Origin of the sequence: Enterococcus sp. DIV0086 (genome assembly GCF_050498705.1) — a bacterium.
GTDB classification, from domain to species: Bacteria; Bacillota; Bacilli; order Lactobacillales; family Enterococcaceae; genus Enterococcus; species Enterococcus faecalis.
Genome location: NZ_JBNIDN010000001.1, coordinates 2,208,927 through 2,227,500 on the forward strand (window position 1 = coordinate 2,208,927; position 18,574 = coordinate 2,227,500).

The window sequence follows — 18,574 nt, forward strand, 5'->3', positions numbered from 1 at the left end:
TTAATCTTCAAAGACTGCGAGTTTTTTTATTTCTATGGTATAATGAATAAAACTGGGTAGCGCATACGCTTCCCAGCCATTTTGTGTTGGCAAGCTTATAATCCAAGGAGAATGAAAGATGAAAGTAATCGTAGGACTGGGAAATCCCGGTAGTAAATACAAAGAAACAAAACACAACATTGGCTTTATTACGCTAGATGAAATTGCGTATCGGCAAAATGTTTCGTTTAATAATAGTAATTTTGAAGCAGATATTGCAGAGTTTTTTATAGGGACTGAGAAAGTATTGTTAGTGAAACCATTAACATTTATGAATGAATCAGGTCGCTCTGTTGGTCCGTTGTTGACCTACTTTGGGGTAGATGAGGAAGACTTGATTGTTATTTATGATGACTTAGACTTAGAGGTCGGTAAAATTCGTTTACGGCAAAAAGGTAGTGCTGGCGGCCACAATGGGATAAAAAGTCTGATTGCCCATTTAGGCACAAATGTCTTTCCTAGAATTAAAATTGGCATTGGTCGGCCCTCAAAAAATGATACAGTTATCCACCATGTACTAAGTACTTTTCCCAAAGAAACACACGAAGAGATGTTACTTGCTGTAAAAAAAGCAGCCGATGCCGCTTTATATGCATGCGAAGGACATACGTTTGTTGAAACAATGAATCAATTTAATGGAAAATAGCAGAAAGGAGGGCCCTTGTTTGAATATTATCGAACGAATTAGCCAAACAGAAATTGCTAAATCATGGCGCAGTCAACTAATGACAACAGGAACGCGCCAACTAATTACTGGGTTATCAGGCTCTGCTAAAACATTACTGATGGCAGGCGCTTTACAAAAGACGCATCAAAAAATTGTTATTGCGGTCCCAAACCTATACTATGCCAATCAATTAGTAGATGATTTTTTTAATATTTTACCTTCAGAACAAGTTCATCTATTTCCAGTAGATGAAGTGTTATCCGCCGAAATGGCCTTTTCTTCACCAGAAGCGCGCGCAGATCGAGTGAGTGCGTTAAATTTCTTGATGACAGCGAATGCAGGAATCGTGGTCGTACCAGTAGCTGGACTACGAAAGTATTTGCCAACGAAAGAAACGTGGCAAAATGCGCAACTTCATTGGGAAATCGGGACAGAAGTAGAACCTGAAATCCTCGCGCAACGCTTAGTGTTAATGGGCTATGAACGCCAATCGATGGTCGGAAAGCCTGGCGAATTTAGTATTCGCGGAAGCATTGTTGATGTCTATCCGCTAAATGCCGAATACCCTGTTCGAGTGGAACTGTTTGATGTTGAAATTGACTCAATCCGTTATTTTGAAGCGGATACTCAACGCTCATTAGAAAATCTTGAAGAAGTAACGATTTCACCAATGACTGATTTAGTATTCTCAAAGGCAGATATGAATCATGGCATGACGAGGTTACAAGATGCTCTAGAAAAACGTTTAGCGACAGCTAAAGATCAAACGGAGACCGATTTTTTAGAAGAATATTTTGGTCAGTTGCTGTCTTCTTGGGAACAAGGGATTCCTACAGAAAATGCTCACTATTATACAGATTTTCTGTACCAACAAAAAACTACGCTGTTAGATTATTTACCAGAAAATAGTTTGCTTTTTGTGGATGATTATTCTCGTATGATGGAAACGGAGCGAGAAATCGCTAGAGAGGAAGCGGAATGGCAAACCCTGAAAATTGAAGAAATACGCGTGTTTTCTGAACAAACTTTTGGCGTAGACTTTCATGATCAATTGCGAAAAACTGCACGAAATACGACCTTCTTTTCACTTTTTCAAAAAGGGATGGGGAATCTTCGTTTCCAAGAAGTCCATAATTTCCAATATCGTTCAATGCAACAATTCTTCGGTCAAATGCCGTTGCTAAAAGCGGAAGTGGACCGTTGGCAAAAGCAAAACCAAACGGTCGTTGTTTTTATTCCTACGAAAGAACGGATTCAAAAAGTCGAAGAGCTATTTCAGGACTTTGACATACCTAGCGTAGTAAGCAATTGGGATCAGCTGTTAGATGGGCATGTCCAAATTGTTCAAGGGGCATTACAAACAGGGTTTGAATTACCTAAAAACAAGCTCGTGGCGATTACGGAAAAAGAAATTTTTCATACAACGACCAAAAAACGGGCACGTCGTCAAACAATCTCTAATGCGGAACGTTTGAAAAGTTATAGCGACTTAAAAACGGGCGATTATGTCGTTCATGCGAATCACGGGATTGGTAAATATATTGGTATGGAGACCTTAGAAGTTGATGGGGTCCATCAAGATTACATGACTATCTTGTACCAAAATGATGACAAGTTATTTATTCCAGTAACACAATTGAACTTGATTCAAAAGTTCGTTGCTTCCGAGTCTAAAACGCCGAAAATTAACAAGCTAGGCGGCAGTGAATGGACGAAAACCAAACGAAAAGTTGCTTCGAAAATTGAAGATATCGCGGATGATTTAATCTTACTTTATGCGACAAGAGAATCGGAAAAAGGCTATGCTTTTCCGCCAGATGATGCGTATCAAAAAGAATTTGAAGAGGCTTTTCCGTATTCTGAAACAGATGATCAATTACGTAGTGCTGCCGAAATTAAACACGACATGGAAAAATCTCGACCAATGGATCGTTTGTTAGTTGGCGATGTAGGGTTTGGTAAAACAGAAGTGGCTTTACGAGCGGCTTTCAAAGCTGTTAGCAACAATAAACAGGTTGCCTTTTTAGTGCCAACAACTATTTTAGCGCAACAACATTACGAAACGATTCAAGAGCGGTTTGAGGGCTTTCCTGTAGAAATTGGTTTATTAAGTCGTTTCCGCACGAAAAAACAGCAAAATGAAACAATTGAAAAAATTAAACATGGCCAAGTAGATATTGTGATTGGTACCCATCGTTTATTGTCGCAAGATATTAATTTTAGTGATTTAGGCTTGTTGATTATTGATGAGGAACAACGGTTTGGAGTGAAACATAAAGAACGACTAAAACAATTGCGTTCACAAGTGGATGTCTTGACGTTAACAGCAACGCCAATCCCAAGGACCCTTCATATGTCGATGTTAGGTGTCCGTGATTTATCCGTCATCGAAACCCCACCAGAGAATCGTTATCCGATCCAAACGTATGTCATGGAAAATAATCCTGGGGCGATTCGGGAAGCGATTGAGCGAGAAATGGCCCGAGATGGCCAAGTCTTTTATTTATACAATCGAGTAGATACGATTGAACGAAAAGTTGAAGAGTTACAAGCACTAGTTCCAGATGCACGAATTGCGTATGCACATGGTCAAATGACAGAAGTACAACTGGAGAATACTTTGTTTGATTTTATTGAAGGACAATATGATATATTAGTCACTACAACAATTATTGAAACAGGAGTAGATATTCCTAATGCTAATACCTTGTTTGTAGAAAATGCGGACTACATGGGCTTATCTACGTTGTATCAATTACGTGGTCGTGTGGGGCGTAGCAATCGAGTGGCCTATGCTTATTTTATGTACGAACAGCAAAAAATCCTAAACGAAGTTAGCGAGAAACGTTTAGAAGCAATTAAAGACTTTACGGAATTAGGTTCTGGGTTCAAAATTGCGATGCGTGACCTTTCCATTCGAGGGGCCGGAAACCTTCTTGGTGCCCAACAACATGGCTTCATTGATTCGGTTGGGTTTGATATGTACTCACAGATGTTATCTGAGGCAGTTGCTCGTAAACAAGGAAAAAATATCCAAGACCAAAAAACGTCTGTTGAAATTGATTTGGGCATTGATGCTTATATTCCAGGAACGTACATTACAGACGAACGACAAAAAATTGAAATTTATAAACGGATTCGTCAATTAGAAAATATGGATATGTACGAAGAATTAGAAGCGGACTTGTTAGACCGCTTTGGAGAGTATCCTGACGAAGTGGCGCATTTATTAACCACTGGCCGTATCAAAATGGATGGCGACCGTGCCTTGTTAGAAAGTATTCGTAAACGCGATCAAAAAGTCAAGTTTGTGTTAAGTAAAATTGGCACAAAAACATACTCTGTGGAGCAGTTGTTTGAAGCGTTATCGGCAACCAGCTTAAAAGCTGATCTAGCAGTTGAGAAAGAACAAATGACTATTTCCTTGAAGTTGCCGAAAGATTGTAAAGAAGCTGTTTGGATTCAAGAAATTGCTACTTTTACAACTGCATTACGACAAGAAAAATACAAACATTCGCAAGAAACGGATTCCCTTTAAAAGGAGGCCTAGAAGATGGCACAAAAAGAAATGCAACGAATGATGCAAGGTGCCGTTGTGTTAACCATTGCTTCCTTCATTGCAAAAGTGTTGAGTGCGTTTTATCGCGTTCCTTTTCAGAACTTTGTAGGGGATGAAGGATTTTACGTGTATCAGCAAGTTTATCCAATCTATGGGATTGCGATGACATTAGCATTGTCAGGCTTACCGCAATTTATTTCCAAAATTGTTGCTGAACAACCAGATATTCGGAGTCAAAAACAAGTGTTGCGCCAACTATATCCCTATGTGTTATGGTTAGCGATTGCTTGTTGGGCCTTCTTTTTCTTTGGTAGTCAAGAAATTGCTATTAGTATGGGGGATGCTGCACTCCAACCATTAATGGAAGTTGTTTCCTTTACCTTTTTACTCGTTCCAATTCTTTCCTTCTATCGTGGAAATTTTCAAGGTCATTTGTTGATGGTGCCTAGTGGTATTTCACAGGTGATGGAACAGTTTGTGCGTGTCGGGGTTATTCTAGTAGCTGCGTTGTCCTATCATTACTTTGGTGGCTCCATTTACCAAACGGGGACGGTGGCCATGAGTGGTGCGTTGGCTGGCGGTATCTTAGCGGTACTTGTCTTATGGTACTACAATCGAAAAATTCTTAGTGGAAGTACGGAATACTTGCATCAATGGAAGATTATGCCTCAAACCACAGGACTATTTAAACGTTTAATGATTGAGGGTGGTTTGGTCTCTTTATATAGTGCTTTTCTGATTCTATTTCAATTAATTGATTCCTTTAAAGTAAAAAATGCCCTCATGCTTTTCGGGCTCTCTGATTTAGCTGCGAAAGTGGACAAAGGGGTCTATGATAGAGGACAACCACTAGTTCAATTAGGATTGGTAATTGCTTTAGCTTTAAGCTCAACCTTTTTACCAGGTTTGACAAAATATTTTATGAAAAAAGACCGTCAACAATTTTTACAAGTTGCAAAAATCTTTTTGCGCCTTACCACAACCTTGGCATCGGCGGCTTCGATTGGTCTAATGATGTTATTGCCGTACATGAACTTTACACTTTTTAAAGATTATAAAGGCAATGATGTTTTAGGGGTGTATGTTTTATCCATCGCTTTTATGGCCATTATTCAGGCCTACCAAAGTATTGAACAAAGTCGCAATCGTTTTAAAGGTCCTTTAGTGGCAGCTGGTGTGGGCTTATTAGTGAAATTACTGACAACGGGCTTTTTCACCATTCGTTGGGGAACATTAGGTGCTAGTTGGTCTACCATCCTTGGGTTACTAGCGACGTTATTCGTTTTAGTCCGACAATCGGATGCAGCGATTAATTGTTTTGTTCGAGAACGAAACTTTTTGAAAAAACTGTTGCTTAGTTTAGCAATCATGATGCTGTCATTACTGGTCTATCAAGGAATTATCTCCATCTTGTTCCAAGGTGTGCATCACCGAAGTCAAGCGTTTTTCGTTACAGTTTTAGGTGTTGCAGTGGGTGGTACAGTTTTTATTAGCACCATCATTAAGTTAGAATTATTTACGATACGTGAATGGTTAAGTTTACCGTATGGCGCAAAAATTTTACGGATGAGACAAAAAAAATAAAAGAGGTGAATGTGATGCGGTTAGATAAATTTTTAAAAGTTTCTCGCATTATTAAAAGAAGAACAGTTGCCAAAGAAGTCGCTGATAAAGGTCGGATTCAAATCAACGGAGTCTTAGCCAAATCTTCTAGTACTGTGAAGATTGGTGACCTTGTCAAAATTCAATTTGGGAACAGAATTTTAGAAGTAGAAGTCCTGCAACTAAATGACTCTACGAAAAAAGAAGATGCCACAAAAATGTATGAGATAAAATCAGAAACACGCGTCTCTGAAGAATAAGCAGGTGAGGATGGAGCGCTTGGCAAGTTCATTGAAAAGATGAATATTCCAAGCGCTTCATCCTTTCAGCTTTTTAATGAAACAGACGCGCCGCTTTTGAAAAAAATTAATAAATCAACCGCTGTTATTTCAAAAGCAAAGAATATTTTAGAAAAAAGCTTGATTTTCTTTAACTTCTCTGAAATTAACATTAGACAAGGTTCTTAGATGTTGGTATAATAAAACGGACAATCCAAAGCGAGTGGAGCGAGACGATGGGAAAGAATGAAAAAAACTCGAAGAAAGTTGCGGCATTGGAAAATGACTACACGAAAGAACAGTATGTCGAATTCCAAAAACAACAGAAACAATTGATTTTTAGACGCAGACGCTTGGCAGCGATTTTTCTCGTGGCCTTCATTATTTTTGCCTTTTCTGGCATCCAATTGATGAAAGATTATCATCGCTTAGGTGCTTTCAAACAAGAACGAGCAGATGCAATTGCTGAATCCGTAGCAGTTGATAAGAAGGTCAAGGATCTAAAAAAAGACGTTGCTTTGTTAAAAGATGATGATTATGTGGCAAAATTAGCACGTAGCCGTTTCCTTCTCTCAAAAGAAGGCGAACAGATTTATCCCACACCAGAACAAATGAAAAAAACACAGACTTCTGGAGCGGAAGAAAGCAAGAGCAGTTCAGAAAAAAATAGTCAATCACAGTCTTCAACTGAAACAACTAAGTCTTCAGCTGAATAAACTGCAATTATAATTAGGGAAAAAATAGGAGGAACAATTTTTTTATGTCAATCGAAGTAGGAGCTAAATTGCCAGGAAAAGTGTCAGGGATTACTAACTTTGGTGCATTTATTGATTTAGGAGAAGGAAAAACTGGGTTAGTACACATCAGTGAAGTGTCTAATGGATTCGTTAAAGATATTCATGATGTATTAACAGTAGGTGACGAAGTAACAGTGAAAGTAACCTCAGTTGGTGACGACGGCAAAATTGGCTTATCGATCCGTAAAGCACAAGAGCCAGCAGAAGGGCAACAACCAAAACGTGAATTTCAACGTCGTGAAAACAATTATGAGAATCGTGACCGTAATCCACGCGCAGGGGGCAAAAAGCCTTTCAATAAACCACAAGCAAATAACAATAACAATAAACAAGATTTTGACTCATTGATGAGCTCTTTCTTGAAAGATAGTGATGACCGTTTATCTTCATTAAAACGTAATACTGAAGGCAAACGTGGCGGACGTGGCGGACGTCGCGGCTAAGCACAAACAAATAGGGGGACTGGGGATAACGAATGGGTTATTTCTCGGTTCCTCTTTTATTCTAAGGAAGAAAGAAGGGCGAACAATGTTTTGGCAGTTTTATAAACGAGGAAAAGAACAAGGATTTTGGCAACCGCATCAAACAATCGTGGTCGCCGTTTCTGGTGGTGTAGACTCCATGGCCCTTTTGACGTTAATGGAACAGGTGGCAGAAAAAGAACAATTACAATTGGTTGTTGCACACGTCAATCATCAATTGCGAGAAGCGTCGGCACAGGAAGCGCAATATCTCGCTACCTATTGTCAGCAGCGAGAGCTGACGTATTATGAAACACGTTGGGAAGACCCTGAAAAGCAACGGAATTTAGAAGCAAAAGCGCGCACATTTCGTTATGAATTTTTTAAAGAAGTCATGGAAATTGAAGGTGCGGCGGTCTTAATGACGGCACATCATCTAGACGATCAAGCGGAAACGATTTTAATGAAGCTGATTCGAGGAACTAATTTTTCCCATTCCGCAGGCATTAAAGAGAGACGGCCTTTTGCAACAGGGGAATTGATTCGTCCGTTACTTATTTATCCAAAAGAAGAATTGTATCAATTTGCACAGCGCCAAGCATTCGTTTATTTTGAGGACGAAACGAACCAAACCAATGAATATTTGAGAAATCGGCTCCGTAATCAGGTTTTGCCGCTATTAAAGCAGGAAAATCCGCAATTCTTAGATCAGATTGCTTCTTTTAGTAATGAACAACGTTTTGCCCAAGAATTTATTCAGGAACAAATTGAGCCTCAATTATCTGAAGCCGTAGAACCGACCCAACAAGGCTGGCGCATTCCTTTGAAGAGATTATTAAAAGAAACGCCTGCGTACCAGCACTTCTTTTTAACCGCGTTTTTCCAAAAAACATTAGTGCCGTTAGGGGTTTCGTTAAACCAACGCCAGATGACACAAATTTTAAAAGTTTTGAATGATGAACGCCAACCGCAAGGCTCGGTTATGTTAGAACAGCAATGGCAACTAGCTAAAAGTTATGATTGGCTGTGCTTAGAACAAAAACAGGTTGCACTGCGAGAAGAAGTTACACATTTATTAGTACCTGGCGCGGGGATTTATTTATCGGAAACCGAGTGGCTAGGATTAATTGCGACAGACAAACCGTTTCCTCTTCCTGAAGAGATTAATCAGTGGACGGGTCAGTTGTTAGCGATCCCGTTGACCACAGCCACACCTTTGACCGTTCGTCATCGCCAAAGTGGTGATCGGATTACATTAAAACCAGGGTTTACGAAAAAATTAAGCAGAGTTTTTATTGATCAAAAAGTGCCAAATGAAGCGAGAGAGAGTGCTTGGGTCATTACGGATGAGCAAGAGGAAATCATTTGGGTACCAAAATTTGCAAATTCCTATTTGAGTATTCCTTTAGAAACTGATAAAATACACTACAGACTCCTTTTTAAGACAAAGGAGTAATGCTGAAAGGAGCGCACTATGATAGAAAAAGATATTGAGAAAGTCCTAATCTCCAAAGAAGAAATTCTTGCGAAGTCTGCAGAGCTTGGCAAGCAACTGACAGAAGAATATCAAGGGAAAAATCCTTTAGTGGTCGGTATTTTAAAAGGTGCAGTACCATTTATGGCTGATTTGACTCGTGAAATCAATACTTATTTAGAATTGGACTTTATGGATGTATCTAGCTACGGCAACGCGACAGTTTCTTCAGGCGAAGTAAAAATTGTCAAAGACTTGGACACAAATGTCGAAGGTAGACATATTTTAATCGTAGAAGATATCATCGATAGTGGTCGTACATTAGCGTATTTAGTAGATTTGTTTAGATACCGTAAAGCTGCATCTGTGAAAATTGTTACCTTATTAGATAAACCAGAAGGCCGTGTAGTAGACATTAAAGCTGACTACGTAGGGTTTGATGTGCCCAATGAGTTTGTGGTCGGTTACGGATTAGACTATGCAGAAACGTACCGCAACTTGCCTTATATTGGCGTTTTAAAACCTGAAGTTTACGAATCAAATTAATATCTATCAAGGAATTAATTGTGTTACAATGTAAAGGTCAGGATTGATAAAAGAATAACATGAATTGTAATGATGAGCATAAGGAGGACAGGCATGAACAAAAAGAATAATGGCATGAAAAATGGTTTATACTACGTCTTAGTAGTACTTGCCATGGTCATGGTTGTCTATTTCATTTTTGGAAATAACAACCAACAATCGCCAGACATCGATTACTCAACCTTCCAACAACAATTGGAAGACGGAAAAGTCAAAGACATGACCATTCAACCAACCAATGGGGTTTACCGGATTGAAGGTCAGTATAAAGAAAAACAAGAAGTGAAAGACACAGGTGGTCTGTCATTGTGGGGCTCAACGCAAGCGTCGTCAAAAGGCTTCACAACAACCGTTTTACCTAGTGATACAACCTTAGCTGGCATTCAAGATGCGGCACAAAATAACAAGGTGAAGCTAGTTGTCAAAGAACAATCAACAAGTGGTGCTTGGTTGTCACTGTTGTTTAGTTTCTTACCATTAGTGATTATTTTCTTCTTCTTCTACATGATGATGAGCCAACAAGGCGGTGGCGGTGGCGGCGGTGGCCGTGTGATGAACTTCGGTAAATCCAAAGCCAAAGAAGCCGATAAAAAAGCTAACCGTGTCCGCTTCTCAGATGTAGCTGGTGCGGAAGAAGAAAAACAAGAATTAGTTGAAGTAGTGGAATTCTTAAAAGATCCACGTCGTTTCGCTGAATTAGGCGCACGGATTCCTGCGGGCGTACTATTAGAGGGACCTCCAGGGACTGGTAAAACGTTACTTGCTAAAGCCGTAGCAGGTGAAGCAGGTGTGCCATTTTACTCAATCTCAGGTTCAGATTTCGTTGAAATGTTTGTCGGGGTCGGTGCTAGCCGTGTCCGGGATTTATTTGAAACAGCGAAGAAAAACGCGCCTGCGATTATCTTTATCGATGAAATCGATGCAGTTGGTCGTCAACGTGGTGCTGGTATGGGTGGCGGACACGACGAACGTGAACAAACCCTTAACCAATTATTAGTTGAGATGGATGGTTTTGATGGCAATGAAGGAGTTATCGTAATTGCTGCAACGAACCGTTCAGACGTGTTAGACCCAGCGTTGTTACGTCCAGGTCGTTTTGACCGCCAAATCTTGGTAGGACGTCCAGATGTCAAAGGTCGTGAAGCGATTTTACGTGTTCATGCGAAAAACAAACCGTTAGCTGATGACGTTGATTTGAAAGTTGTTGCACAACAAACACCAGGTTTTGCTGGTGCTGATTTAGAAAATGTCTTAAACGAAGCAGCCTTAGTTGCCGCTCGTCGTAACAAGAAAAAAATTGATGCTTCTGATGTGGATGAAGCCGAAGACCGCGTAATTGCTGGTCCAGCTAAAAAAGATCGCGTGATTAATAAAAAAGAACGCGAAATGGTGGCTTACCATGAAGCGGGACACACAATCGTTGGTTTAGTCTTAAGCCGTGCCCGTGTTGTCCATAAAGTAACAATTATCCCTCGTGGTCGCGCAGGCGGTTATATGATTGCTTTACCAAAAGAAGATCAATTCTTAATGACTAAAGAAGATATGTTTGAACAAATCGTTGGCTTACTTGGTGGACGTACAGCAGAAGAAATTATCTTTGGCGTTCAATCAACAGGGGCTTCAAATGACTTTGAACAAGCAACAGGGATTGCCCGTAGCATGGTAACTGAATATGGAATGAGCGACAAATTAGGACCTGTTCAATATGAAGGAAACCATCAAGTCTTTGTCGGTCGTGATTATGGTCAAACAAAAGCTTACTCAGAACAAGTGGCGTTTGAAATCGATCAGGAAGTTCGTCGTATCTTAATGGATGCTCATACGAAAGCGCATGAAATTATCGAAGCGCACCGTGAACAACATAAACTAATCGCTGAAAAACTATTAGAATATGAAACATTAGATGCAAAAGCAATCAAATCATTATTTGAAACAGGTAAAATGCCTGAAGGTGCTGACAGCGACTATCCTAGTGAAAAAGAAGCGCAAACATTCGAAGAAGCAAAACGTGCTTTAGAAGAAAAAGAAGCGCAAAAACAAGTTGAAGAAAAGCAAGACTTTGAAGAAGCGAAAAAAGAATTACATGATGAAGCAGAAGAAGTCAAAGTAGAAAGCGAACAAACAGAAAAAGAAGTCCAATCTGAAGAGAAAAAAGATTCAGATTCCAATTCTGAATATGATCGCAATAACTACGAAGATCGTTATAAATAACCAATTAGTAGAAGGTGCAGTATTTGTCGAGTTGACGAATACTGCACCTTCTATAATATTAAGATATTCTATAGAAGGAAGATTATTTGGTTGAAAAAACACTTGATTCCTAGTATTATCTGACTAATGGACAAAAAAGCACCAAGAGAAGAGGAAAAAGAATGGAAGATTATTTAGTAAAAGCCCTTTGTTATAAAGGTTCAATACGAGCATATGCCATCAGTGCCACTGAAACTGTTAGCGAAGCGCAAAGAAGACATGATACATGGAGTTCTTCTACTGCAGCGTTAGGGCGCACATTGATTGGAGCCCTTTTACTAGGAGCGACTTTAAAAGGCGACGATAAATTAACTGTAAAAGTACAAGGAAATGGCCCAGCTGGCGCTATTATTGTCGATAGTAATGGCCGTGGAGAAACAAAAGGCTACATTAAAAATCCACATGTCAGCTTAAAGTTGAATGCAACAGGTAAAATTGATGTACGTGGCGCTGTCGGTAACGAAGGAATTTTCACAGTCATTAAAGATTTAGGATTAAAAGAAACCTTTTCTGGACAAACACCTATTGTTTCTGGTGAAATCGGTGAAGACTTTACATATTTTATGGCGGTCTCTGAACAAGTTCCTTCAGCTATCGGTTTAGGTGTATTGGTGGACACGGATGAATCTGTGAAAGCAGCCGGTGGTTTTATGATTCAAGTAATGCCAGGTGCCGATGAAAGTACCATTGATTTTATTGAACAGCGTCTAGCGGAAGTGCCACCAATTTCACAATTACTAGAAAATGGAGAAACACCTGAACAAGTCTTGTATCGCTTATTGGGAGAAGACGAAGTAGAAATTTTAGAAAAAATGCCTGTACAATTTAAATGTGACTGTTCCAAAGAAAAATTTGCGACCGCTTTGATTGCCGTTGGGATCGATGAATTAAATGCGATGATTGATGAAGATCATGGAGCGGAAGCAGTTTGTCAATTCTGTAACAATAAATATCACTATAGTGAAGAAGAATTAATTGAACTTCGCGATGAAGCGATTCGCAATACGAAACAAAAGTAGGAGGAAAGACTATGTGGAAAATTGGAGACGTTGAAATCCCCAACCGTGTTGTCGTAGCTCCGATGGCGGGTATTAGTAACGCCGCTTTTCGTGTGACTGTAAAAGAATTTGGCGCAGGATTAGTCGTTTGTGAAATGATTAGTGATAAAGGAATTAAATTAAGAAACAAAAAAACCTTAGAAATGCTATATATTGATGAGCGAGAATATCCTTTAAGTGTACAAATTTTTGGTGGAGATAAAGAAACATTAGTGGAAGCTGCTAAGTTTGTTGAAGAAAATACGCAAGCGGCGATTATTGATATTAACATGGGTTGCCCTGTCAATAAAATAATTAAAGCTGAAGCTGGTGCGAAATGGTTGCTGGATCCGAATAAAGTGCATGAAATGGTTCACGCAGTCTCTTCGGCAGTTTCTTTGCCTGTCACTGTAAAAATGCGAACAGGCTGGGATGAAGATCATCTATATGCTGTAGACAACGCTTTGGCTGCCGAACAAGCAGGGGCTTCGGCCATTGCTATGCATGGTCGGACACGTGTCCAAATGTACGAAGGGACAGCCAACTGGGACGTTTTAAAGGAAGTGAAAAAGCATTTAACCATTCCTTTTATGGGAAATGGCGATGTCAAAACGCCTGAAGATGCTAAACGCATGTTAGAATATGTTGGAGCGGATGGTGTGATGATTGGTCGAGCTGCTTTGGGCAATCCTTGGATGATTCAACGGACGAAAGAATACTTGGAAACGGGCGAATTGATGCCTGAGCCTTCACCAGCTGAAAAAATTAACATTGCAAAAGTTCATTTACAACGATTAGTGGATTTAAAAGGTGAAAAAATTGCGGTCCGTGAGTTTCGCCAACATGCTTCTTACTATCTAAAAGGAATCTCGCGAGCGGCCAAAGTCAAAGTTGCGATTAACCAAGTTGAAACACAACAAGCAGTTGTCGATTTACTTGATGCCTTTGTAGAGAAGATTTCCAAAGTTGCTGTAACTACTATAGAAGAATAAAAAATTCAAGCCGAAAGTAAAATTCGGCTTGCTTTTTTTCGAATTACTGTGGCATTATTAGGATAGGTTAAAATCAAGAATGGAGGAACAACAGTGGCAGAAGAACAACAAGCGCATTTAGAGGATTTAAATGATCAAATGCTCGTGCGCCGCGAAAAAATGGAAGCTTTACGTGAAGAAGGGATTGATCCTTTCGGTAAACGTTTCGATCGTACTCATAATTCAGCAGAACTTCATGAACAATATGATAATCATACAAAAGAAGAACTTAGTGAAATGAATACAGAAGTCAGCGTTGCTGGACGTATGATGACAAAACGTGGTAAAGGAAAAGCTGGTTTCGCCCATTTGCAAGACCGTGAAGGCCAAATTCAAATTTATGTTCGGAAGGACCAAGTTGGAGACGAAGCCTATGAACTATTTAAACATGCTGACTTAGGCGACTTCTTTGGTGTGACAGGTCAAGTAATGAAAACCAATACGGGGGAAGTTACTGTTAAAGCTCAAACAATTACGTTATTAACTAAAGCTTTGCGTCCATTGCCAGATAAATACCATGGATTAACGAATGTGGAACAACGCTATCGTCAACGCTATTTGGATTTAATCAGTAACAAAGAAAGCTTTGATCGTTTCATGAAACGCAGTCAAATTATTAGCGAAATCCGTCGTTATCTAGATGGCAATGGCTATGTCGAAGTAGAAACCCCTGTCTTGCATAACGAAGCAGGAGGAGCTGCTGCTCGTCCATTTATCACACACCATAATGCATTAGATATGGACTTATACTTACGCATTGCCCTAGAGTTACATTTAAAACGTTTAATTGTCGGTGGCATGGAAAAAGTATATGAAATTGGTCGTGTCTTCCGTAATGAAGGAATCGATACCACTCATAACCCAGAATTTACAATGTTAGAAGCTTATACCGCTTATACTGATTATCAAGATGTGATGGATTTAACAGAGGGAATTATTCGTAATGCTGCGGAAAAAGTCTTAGGAACTACTGATATCACGTACGATGGTCAAGCGGTTGACTTAGGAAGTCCTTTCAAACGTCTACACATGGTAGATGCGGTCAAAGAACAAACGGGCGTAGATTTTTGGCAAGAGATGACGATAGAAGAAGCCCGTGCGTTGGCTAAAGAACATAATGTTGAAATTACAGATGCCATGACAGTCGGTCATATCATTAATGAATTTTTCGAAACATTTGTAGAAGATACATTGCAACAACCAACATTTATTTATGGTCACCCAGTCGCTGTTTCACCATTAGCGAAGAAAAATCCAGAAGATGGTCGTTTCACTGACCGCTTTGAACTATTTATTATCGGAAAAGAGTTTGCTAATGCATTTACAGAATTAAATGATCCAATTGACCAACGTGAACGTTTTGAAGAACAAGAAAAAGAACGGGAACAAGGAAATGATGAAGCACACGGAGTAGATGAAGATTTCATCGAAGCCTTAGAATATGGCTTGCCACCAACCGGAGGATTAGGTATTGGGATTGATCGACTAGTTATGTTATTAACTGATGCACAATCAATTCGTGATGTCTTGCTATTCCCAACAATGAGATAAAAAAAGATGCCTTAAGGGCATCTTTTTTTTGTATTCGCAAAAAATTAAATAAAAAAAGAATAGAAAAACAATTGAAACCAATTCTTTTTTTCTAAAAAAATCGAAGATGGGTAATAAAAAGAATGGGTAATCTGATAAAAAAACGAACTTTATCTAATCGGATAAGAAAGAATAATCGGTATTGAAAAAAAAGTTTAAAAAAAGTGAAAATAATGATTGACCAATGCTTGAAATCTTGGTATATTATTACATGTCGCAAGGCGAGTCACACAGCTGAGCGATTCAGAAATCAATAATTAAATAACAATTCTTGATTTCAAAATCTCTCGAAAAAGTTTGAAAAACAACAAAAAAGTTGTTGACAGATAACAAACGAGATGATAAGATATAGAAGTTGTCACAACAGACGACAACAACCGAGCAAAACAACTTAAAAACTTTTTCAAAAAAGTTCTTGACATTCAAACGGAAGTTTGTTATGATATAAAAGTTGCTGCGAGGTAACGTAGACCTTTTGAAAACTGAACAAAGAATAGGACGAACCAAATGTAGGGCGTCTTGATTCAATTCAAGACAACAAACATTTTTAACAAGCAAGCAATATGCTAGCAAACAAATTGAGCTTAACAATCGTAAGATTGTTCTAACTTTTTTATGAGAGTTTGATCCTGGCTCAGGACGAACGCTGGCGGCGTGCCTAATACATGCAAGTCGAACGCTTCTTTCCCCGAGTGCTTGCACTCAATTGAAAAGAGGAGTGGCGGACGGGTGAGTAACACGTGGGTAACCTACCCATCAGAGGGGGATAACACTTGGAAACAGGTGCTAATACCGCATAACAGTTTATGCCGCATGGCATAAGAGTGAAAGGCGCTTTCGGGTGTCGCTGATGGATGGACCCGCGGTGCATTAGCTAGTTGGTGAGGTAACGGCTCACCAAGGCCACGATGCATAGCCGACCTGAGAGGGTGATCGGCCACACTGGGACTGAGACACGGCCCAGACTCCTACGGGAGGCAGCAGTAGGGAATCTTCGGCAATGGACGAAAGTCTGACCGAGCAACGCCGCGTGAGTGAAGAAGGTTTTCGGATCGTAAAACTCTGTTGTTAGAGAAGAACAAGGACGTTAGTAACTGAACGTCCCCTGACGGTATCTAACCAGAAAGCCACGGCTAACTACGTGCCAGCAGCCGCGGTAATACGTAGGTGGCAAGCGTTGTCCGGATTTATTGGGCGTAAAGCGAGCGCAGGCGGTTTCTTAAGTCTGATGTGAAAGCCCCGGCTCAACCGGGAGGGTCATTGAAACTGGGAGACTTGAGTGCAGAAGAGGAGAGTGGAATTCCATGTGTAGCGGTGAAATGCGTAGATATATGGAGGAACACCAGTGGCGAAGGCGGCTCTCTGGTCTGTAACTGACGCTGAGGCTCGAAAGCGTGGGGAGCAAACAGGATTAGATACCCTGGTAGTCCACGCCGTAAACGATGAGTGCTAAGTGTTGGAGGGTTTCGCCCTTCAGTGCTGCAGCAAACGCATTAAGCACTCCGCCTGGGAGTACGACCGCAAGGTTGAAACTCAAAGGAATTGACGGGGCCCGCACAAGCGGTGGAGCATGTGGTTTAATTCGAAGCAACGCGAAGAACCTTACCAGGTCTTGACATCCTTTTTGACCACTCTAGAGATAGAGCTTTCCCTTCGGGGACAAAGTGACAGGTGGTGCATGGTTGTCGTCAGCTCGTGTCGTGAGATGTTGGGTTAAGTCCCGCAACGAGCGCAACCCTTATTGTTAGTTGCCATCATTTAGTTGGGCACTCTAGCGAGACTGCCGGTGACAAACCGGAGGAAGGTGGGGATGACGTCAAATCATCATGCCCCTTATGACCTGGGCTACACACGTGCTACAATGGGAAGTACAACGAGTCGCTAGACCGCGAGGTCATGCAAATCTCTTAAAGCTTCTCTCAGTTCGGATTGCAGGCTGCAACTCGCCTGCATGAAGCCGGAATCGCTAGTAATCGCGGATCAGCACGCCGCGGTGAATACGTTCCCGGGCCTTGTACACACCGCCCGTCACACCACGAGAGTTTGTAACACCCGAAGTCGGTGAGGTAACCTTTTGGAGCCAGCCGCCTAAGGTGGGATAGATGATTGGGGTGAAGTCGTAACAAGGTAGCCGTATCGGAAGGTGCGGCTGGATCACCTCCTTTCTAAGGAATATTACGGAAATACACATTTCGTCTTTACTTTGTTCAGTTTTGAGAGGTCTACTCTCAAAACATTCGTTCATTGAAAACTGGATATTGAAGTAAAAGAATCAAAACAAACCGAGAACACCGCGTTGAATGAGTTTTTAATAAGTTCAATTGCTTATTTATTGATTAACCTTCTATCGCTAGAAGAAGTGATCAAGACCCAACCGTAAGGTTGATAAGGTTAAGTGAATAAGGGCGCACGGTGGATGCCTTGGCACTAGGAGCCGATGAAGGACGGGACTAACACCGATATGCTTTGGGAGCTGTAAGTAAGCTATGATCCAGAGATTTCCGAATGGGGAAACCCAATATCTTTTATAGGATATTACTTTTCAGTGAATACATAGCTGATTAGAGGTAGACGCAGAGAACTGAAACATCTTAGTACCTGCAGGAAGAGAAAGAAAATTCGATTCCTGAGTAGCGGCGAGCGAAACGGGAAGAGCCCAAACCAACAAGCTTGCTTGTTGGGGTTGTAGGACTCCAATATGGTAGTCTGTTAGTATAGTTGAAGGATTTGGAAAATTCCGCTAAAGAGGGTGAAAGCCCCGTAGACGAAATGCTGACAACACCTAGGAGGATCCTGAGTACGGCGGAACACGAGAAATTCCGTCGGAATCCGCGGGGACCATCCCGCAAGGCTAAATACTCCCTAGTGACCGATAGTGAACCAGTACCGTGAGGGAAAGGTGAAAAGCACCCCGGAAGGGGAGTGAAATAGATCCTGAAACCGTGTGCCTACAACAAGTCAAAGCTCGTTAATGAGTGATGGCGTGCCTTTTGTAGAATGAACCGGCGAGTTACGATTGCATGCGAGGTTAAGTCGAAGAGACGGAGCCGCAGCGAAAGCGAGTCTGAATAGGGCGAATGAGTATGTAGTCGTAGACCCGAAACCATGTGATCTACCCATGTCCAGGTTGAAGGTGCGGTAAAACGCACTGGAGGACCGAAAAACCCACGTACGTTGAAAAGTGCGGGGATGAGGTGTGGGTAG

General features: G+C 40.8%; 12 protein-coding genes and 2 rRNA genes (1 of these 14 running past the window's edge). All 14 read left to right on the forward strand.

The annotated features are described in order from the left end of the window. Positions 1 to 118: 118 nt before the first annotated feature. Complete coding sequence (pth, locus tag IGI63_RS10675; RefSeq protein ID WP_002361556.1) at positions 119 to 685, forward strand: aminoacyl-tRNA hydrolase; 567 nt, start codon at positions 119 to 121, stop codon at positions 683 to 685. A 19-nt stretch (positions 686 to 704) separates the two neighbouring features. Beyond that, the gene (mfd, locus tag IGI63_RS10680; protein ID WP_429975785.1) at positions 705 to 4,244 is read left to right on the forward strand and encodes a transcription-repair coupling factor; all 3,540 of its coding nucleotides are present in this window, start codon (positions 705 to 707) and stop codon (positions 4,242 to 4,244) included. 15 nt (positions 4,245 to 4,259) lie between these two features. Continuing rightward, positions 4,260 to 5,849 carry a putative polysaccharide biosynthesis protein gene (locus IGI63_RS10685; RefSeq protein ID WP_002361558.1) on the forward strand — a complete coding sequence of 530 codons (1,590 nt, stop codon included), beginning with the start codon at positions 4,260 to 4,262 and terminating at the stop codon, positions 5,847 to 5,849. 14 nt (positions 5,850 to 5,863) lie between these two features. Further along, positions 5,864 to 6,127 carry an RNA-binding S4 domain-containing protein gene (locus IGI63_RS10690; protein WP_002356255.1) on the forward strand — a complete coding sequence of 88 codons (264 nt, stop codon included), beginning with the start codon at positions 5,864 to 5,866 and terminating at the stop codon, positions 6,125 to 6,127. Between the two features lie 254 nt (positions 6,128 to 6,381). Then, positions 6,382 to 6,861 carry an FtsB family cell division protein gene (locus tag IGI63_RS10695; protein ID WP_002356257.1) on the forward strand — a complete coding sequence of 160 codons (480 nt, stop codon included), beginning with the start codon at positions 6,382 to 6,384 and terminating at the stop codon, positions 6,859 to 6,861. Between the two features lie 44 nt (positions 6,862 to 6,905). Then, a complete protein-coding gene (locus tag IGI63_RS10700; protein ID WP_002356258.1) occupies positions 6,906 to 7,385 on the forward strand; it encodes a S1 domain-containing RNA-binding protein in 480 nt (159 codons plus the stop codon). Between the two features lie 85 nt (positions 7,386 to 7,470). Further along, complete coding sequence (gene tilS / locus IGI63_RS10705; RefSeq protein ID WP_077932675.1) at positions 7,471 to 8,859, forward strand: tRNA lysidine(34) synthetase TilS; 1,389 nt, start codon at positions 7,471 to 7,473, stop codon at positions 8,857 to 8,859. Between the two features lie 18 nt (positions 8,860 to 8,877). Continuing rightward, positions 8,878 to 9,423, forward strand: coding sequence for a hypoxanthine phosphoribosyltransferase (gene hpt, locus IGI63_RS10710; protein WP_002356260.1), 546 nt, complete (start codon positions 8,878 to 8,880; stop codon positions 9,421 to 9,423). Between the two features lie 93 nt (positions 9,424 to 9,516). After that, entirely contained in the window at positions 9,517 to 11,673 is a 2,157-nt protein-coding gene (gene ftsH / locus IGI63_RS10715; RefSeq protein WP_002363441.1) for an ATP-dependent zinc metalloprotease FtsH, read from the forward strand. Between the two features lie 161 nt (positions 11,674 to 11,834). After that, a complete protein-coding gene (hslO, locus tag IGI63_RS10720; protein WP_002359370.1) occupies positions 11,835 to 12,731 on the forward strand; it encodes an Hsp33 family molecular chaperone HslO in 897 nt (298 codons plus the stop codon). A gap of 11 nt (positions 12,732 to 12,742) precedes the next feature. Then, the gene (gene dusB, locus IGI63_RS10725) at positions 12,743 to 13,741 is read left to right on the forward strand and encodes a tRNA dihydrouridine synthase DusB (RefSeq protein WP_002356263.1); all 999 of its coding nucleotides are present in this window, start codon (positions 12,743 to 12,745) and stop codon (positions 13,739 to 13,741) included. 93 nt (positions 13,742 to 13,834) lie between these two features. Beyond that, positions 13,835 to 15,331 (forward strand): lysine--tRNA ligase, encoded by a 1,497-nt coding sequence (gene lysS, locus IGI63_RS10730; protein WP_002359372.1) that lies wholly within the window; start codon positions 13,835 to 13,837, stop codon positions 15,329 to 15,331. A 650-nt stretch (positions 15,332 to 15,981) separates the two neighbouring features. Beyond that, positions 15,982 to 17,535 (forward strand): 16S ribosomal RNA (locus IGI63_RS10735). Between the two features lie 224 nt (positions 17,536 to 17,759). Continuing rightward, a 23S ribosomal RNA gene (locus IGI63_RS10740) occupies positions 17,760 to 18,574 on the forward strand; it runs 2,096 nt beyond the window's last position. The 16S and 23S rRNA genes sit together here, the layout of an rRNA operon.

Bases quoted from the DNA above. Each gene is read 5' to 3' on its own strand.
- dusB (WP_002356263.1), top strand. From the start codon at position 12,743: ATGTGGAAAATTGGAGACGTTGAAATCCCCAACCGTGTTGTCGTAGCT.
- IGI63_RS10685 (WP_002361558.1), top strand. From the start codon at position 4,260: ATGGCACAAAAAGAAATGCAACGAATGATGCAAGGTGCCGTTGTGTTA.
- hslO (WP_002359370.1), top strand. From the start codon at position 11,835: ATGGAAGATTATTTAGTAAAAGCCCTTTGTTATAAAGGTTCAATACGA.
- IGI63_RS10700 (WP_002356258.1), top strand. From the start codon at position 6,906: ATGTCAATCGAAGTAGGAGCTAAATTGCCAGGAAAAGTGTCAGGGATT.
- hpt (WP_002356260.1), top strand. From the start codon at position 8,878: ATGATAGAAAAAGATATTGAGAAAGTCCTAATCTCCAAAGAAGAAATT.
- ftsH (WP_002363441.1), top strand. From the start codon at position 9,517: ATGAACAAAAAGAATAATGGCATGAAAAATGGTTTATACTACGTCTTA.
- IGI63_RS10690 (WP_002356255.1), top strand. From the start codon at position 5,864: ATGCGGTTAGATAAATTTTTAAAAGTTTCTCGCATTATTAAAAGAAGA.
- pth (WP_002361556.1), top strand. From the start codon at position 119: ATGAAAGTAATCGTAGGACTGGGAAATCCCGGTAGTAAATACAAAGAA.
- IGI63_RS10695 (WP_002356257.1), top strand. From the start codon at position 6,382: ATGGGAAAGAATGAAAAAAACTCGAAGAAAGTTGCGGCATTGGAAAAT.
- tilS (WP_077932675.1), top strand. From the start codon at position 7,471: ATGTTTTGGCAGTTTTATAAACGAGGAAAAGAACAAGGATTTTGGCAA.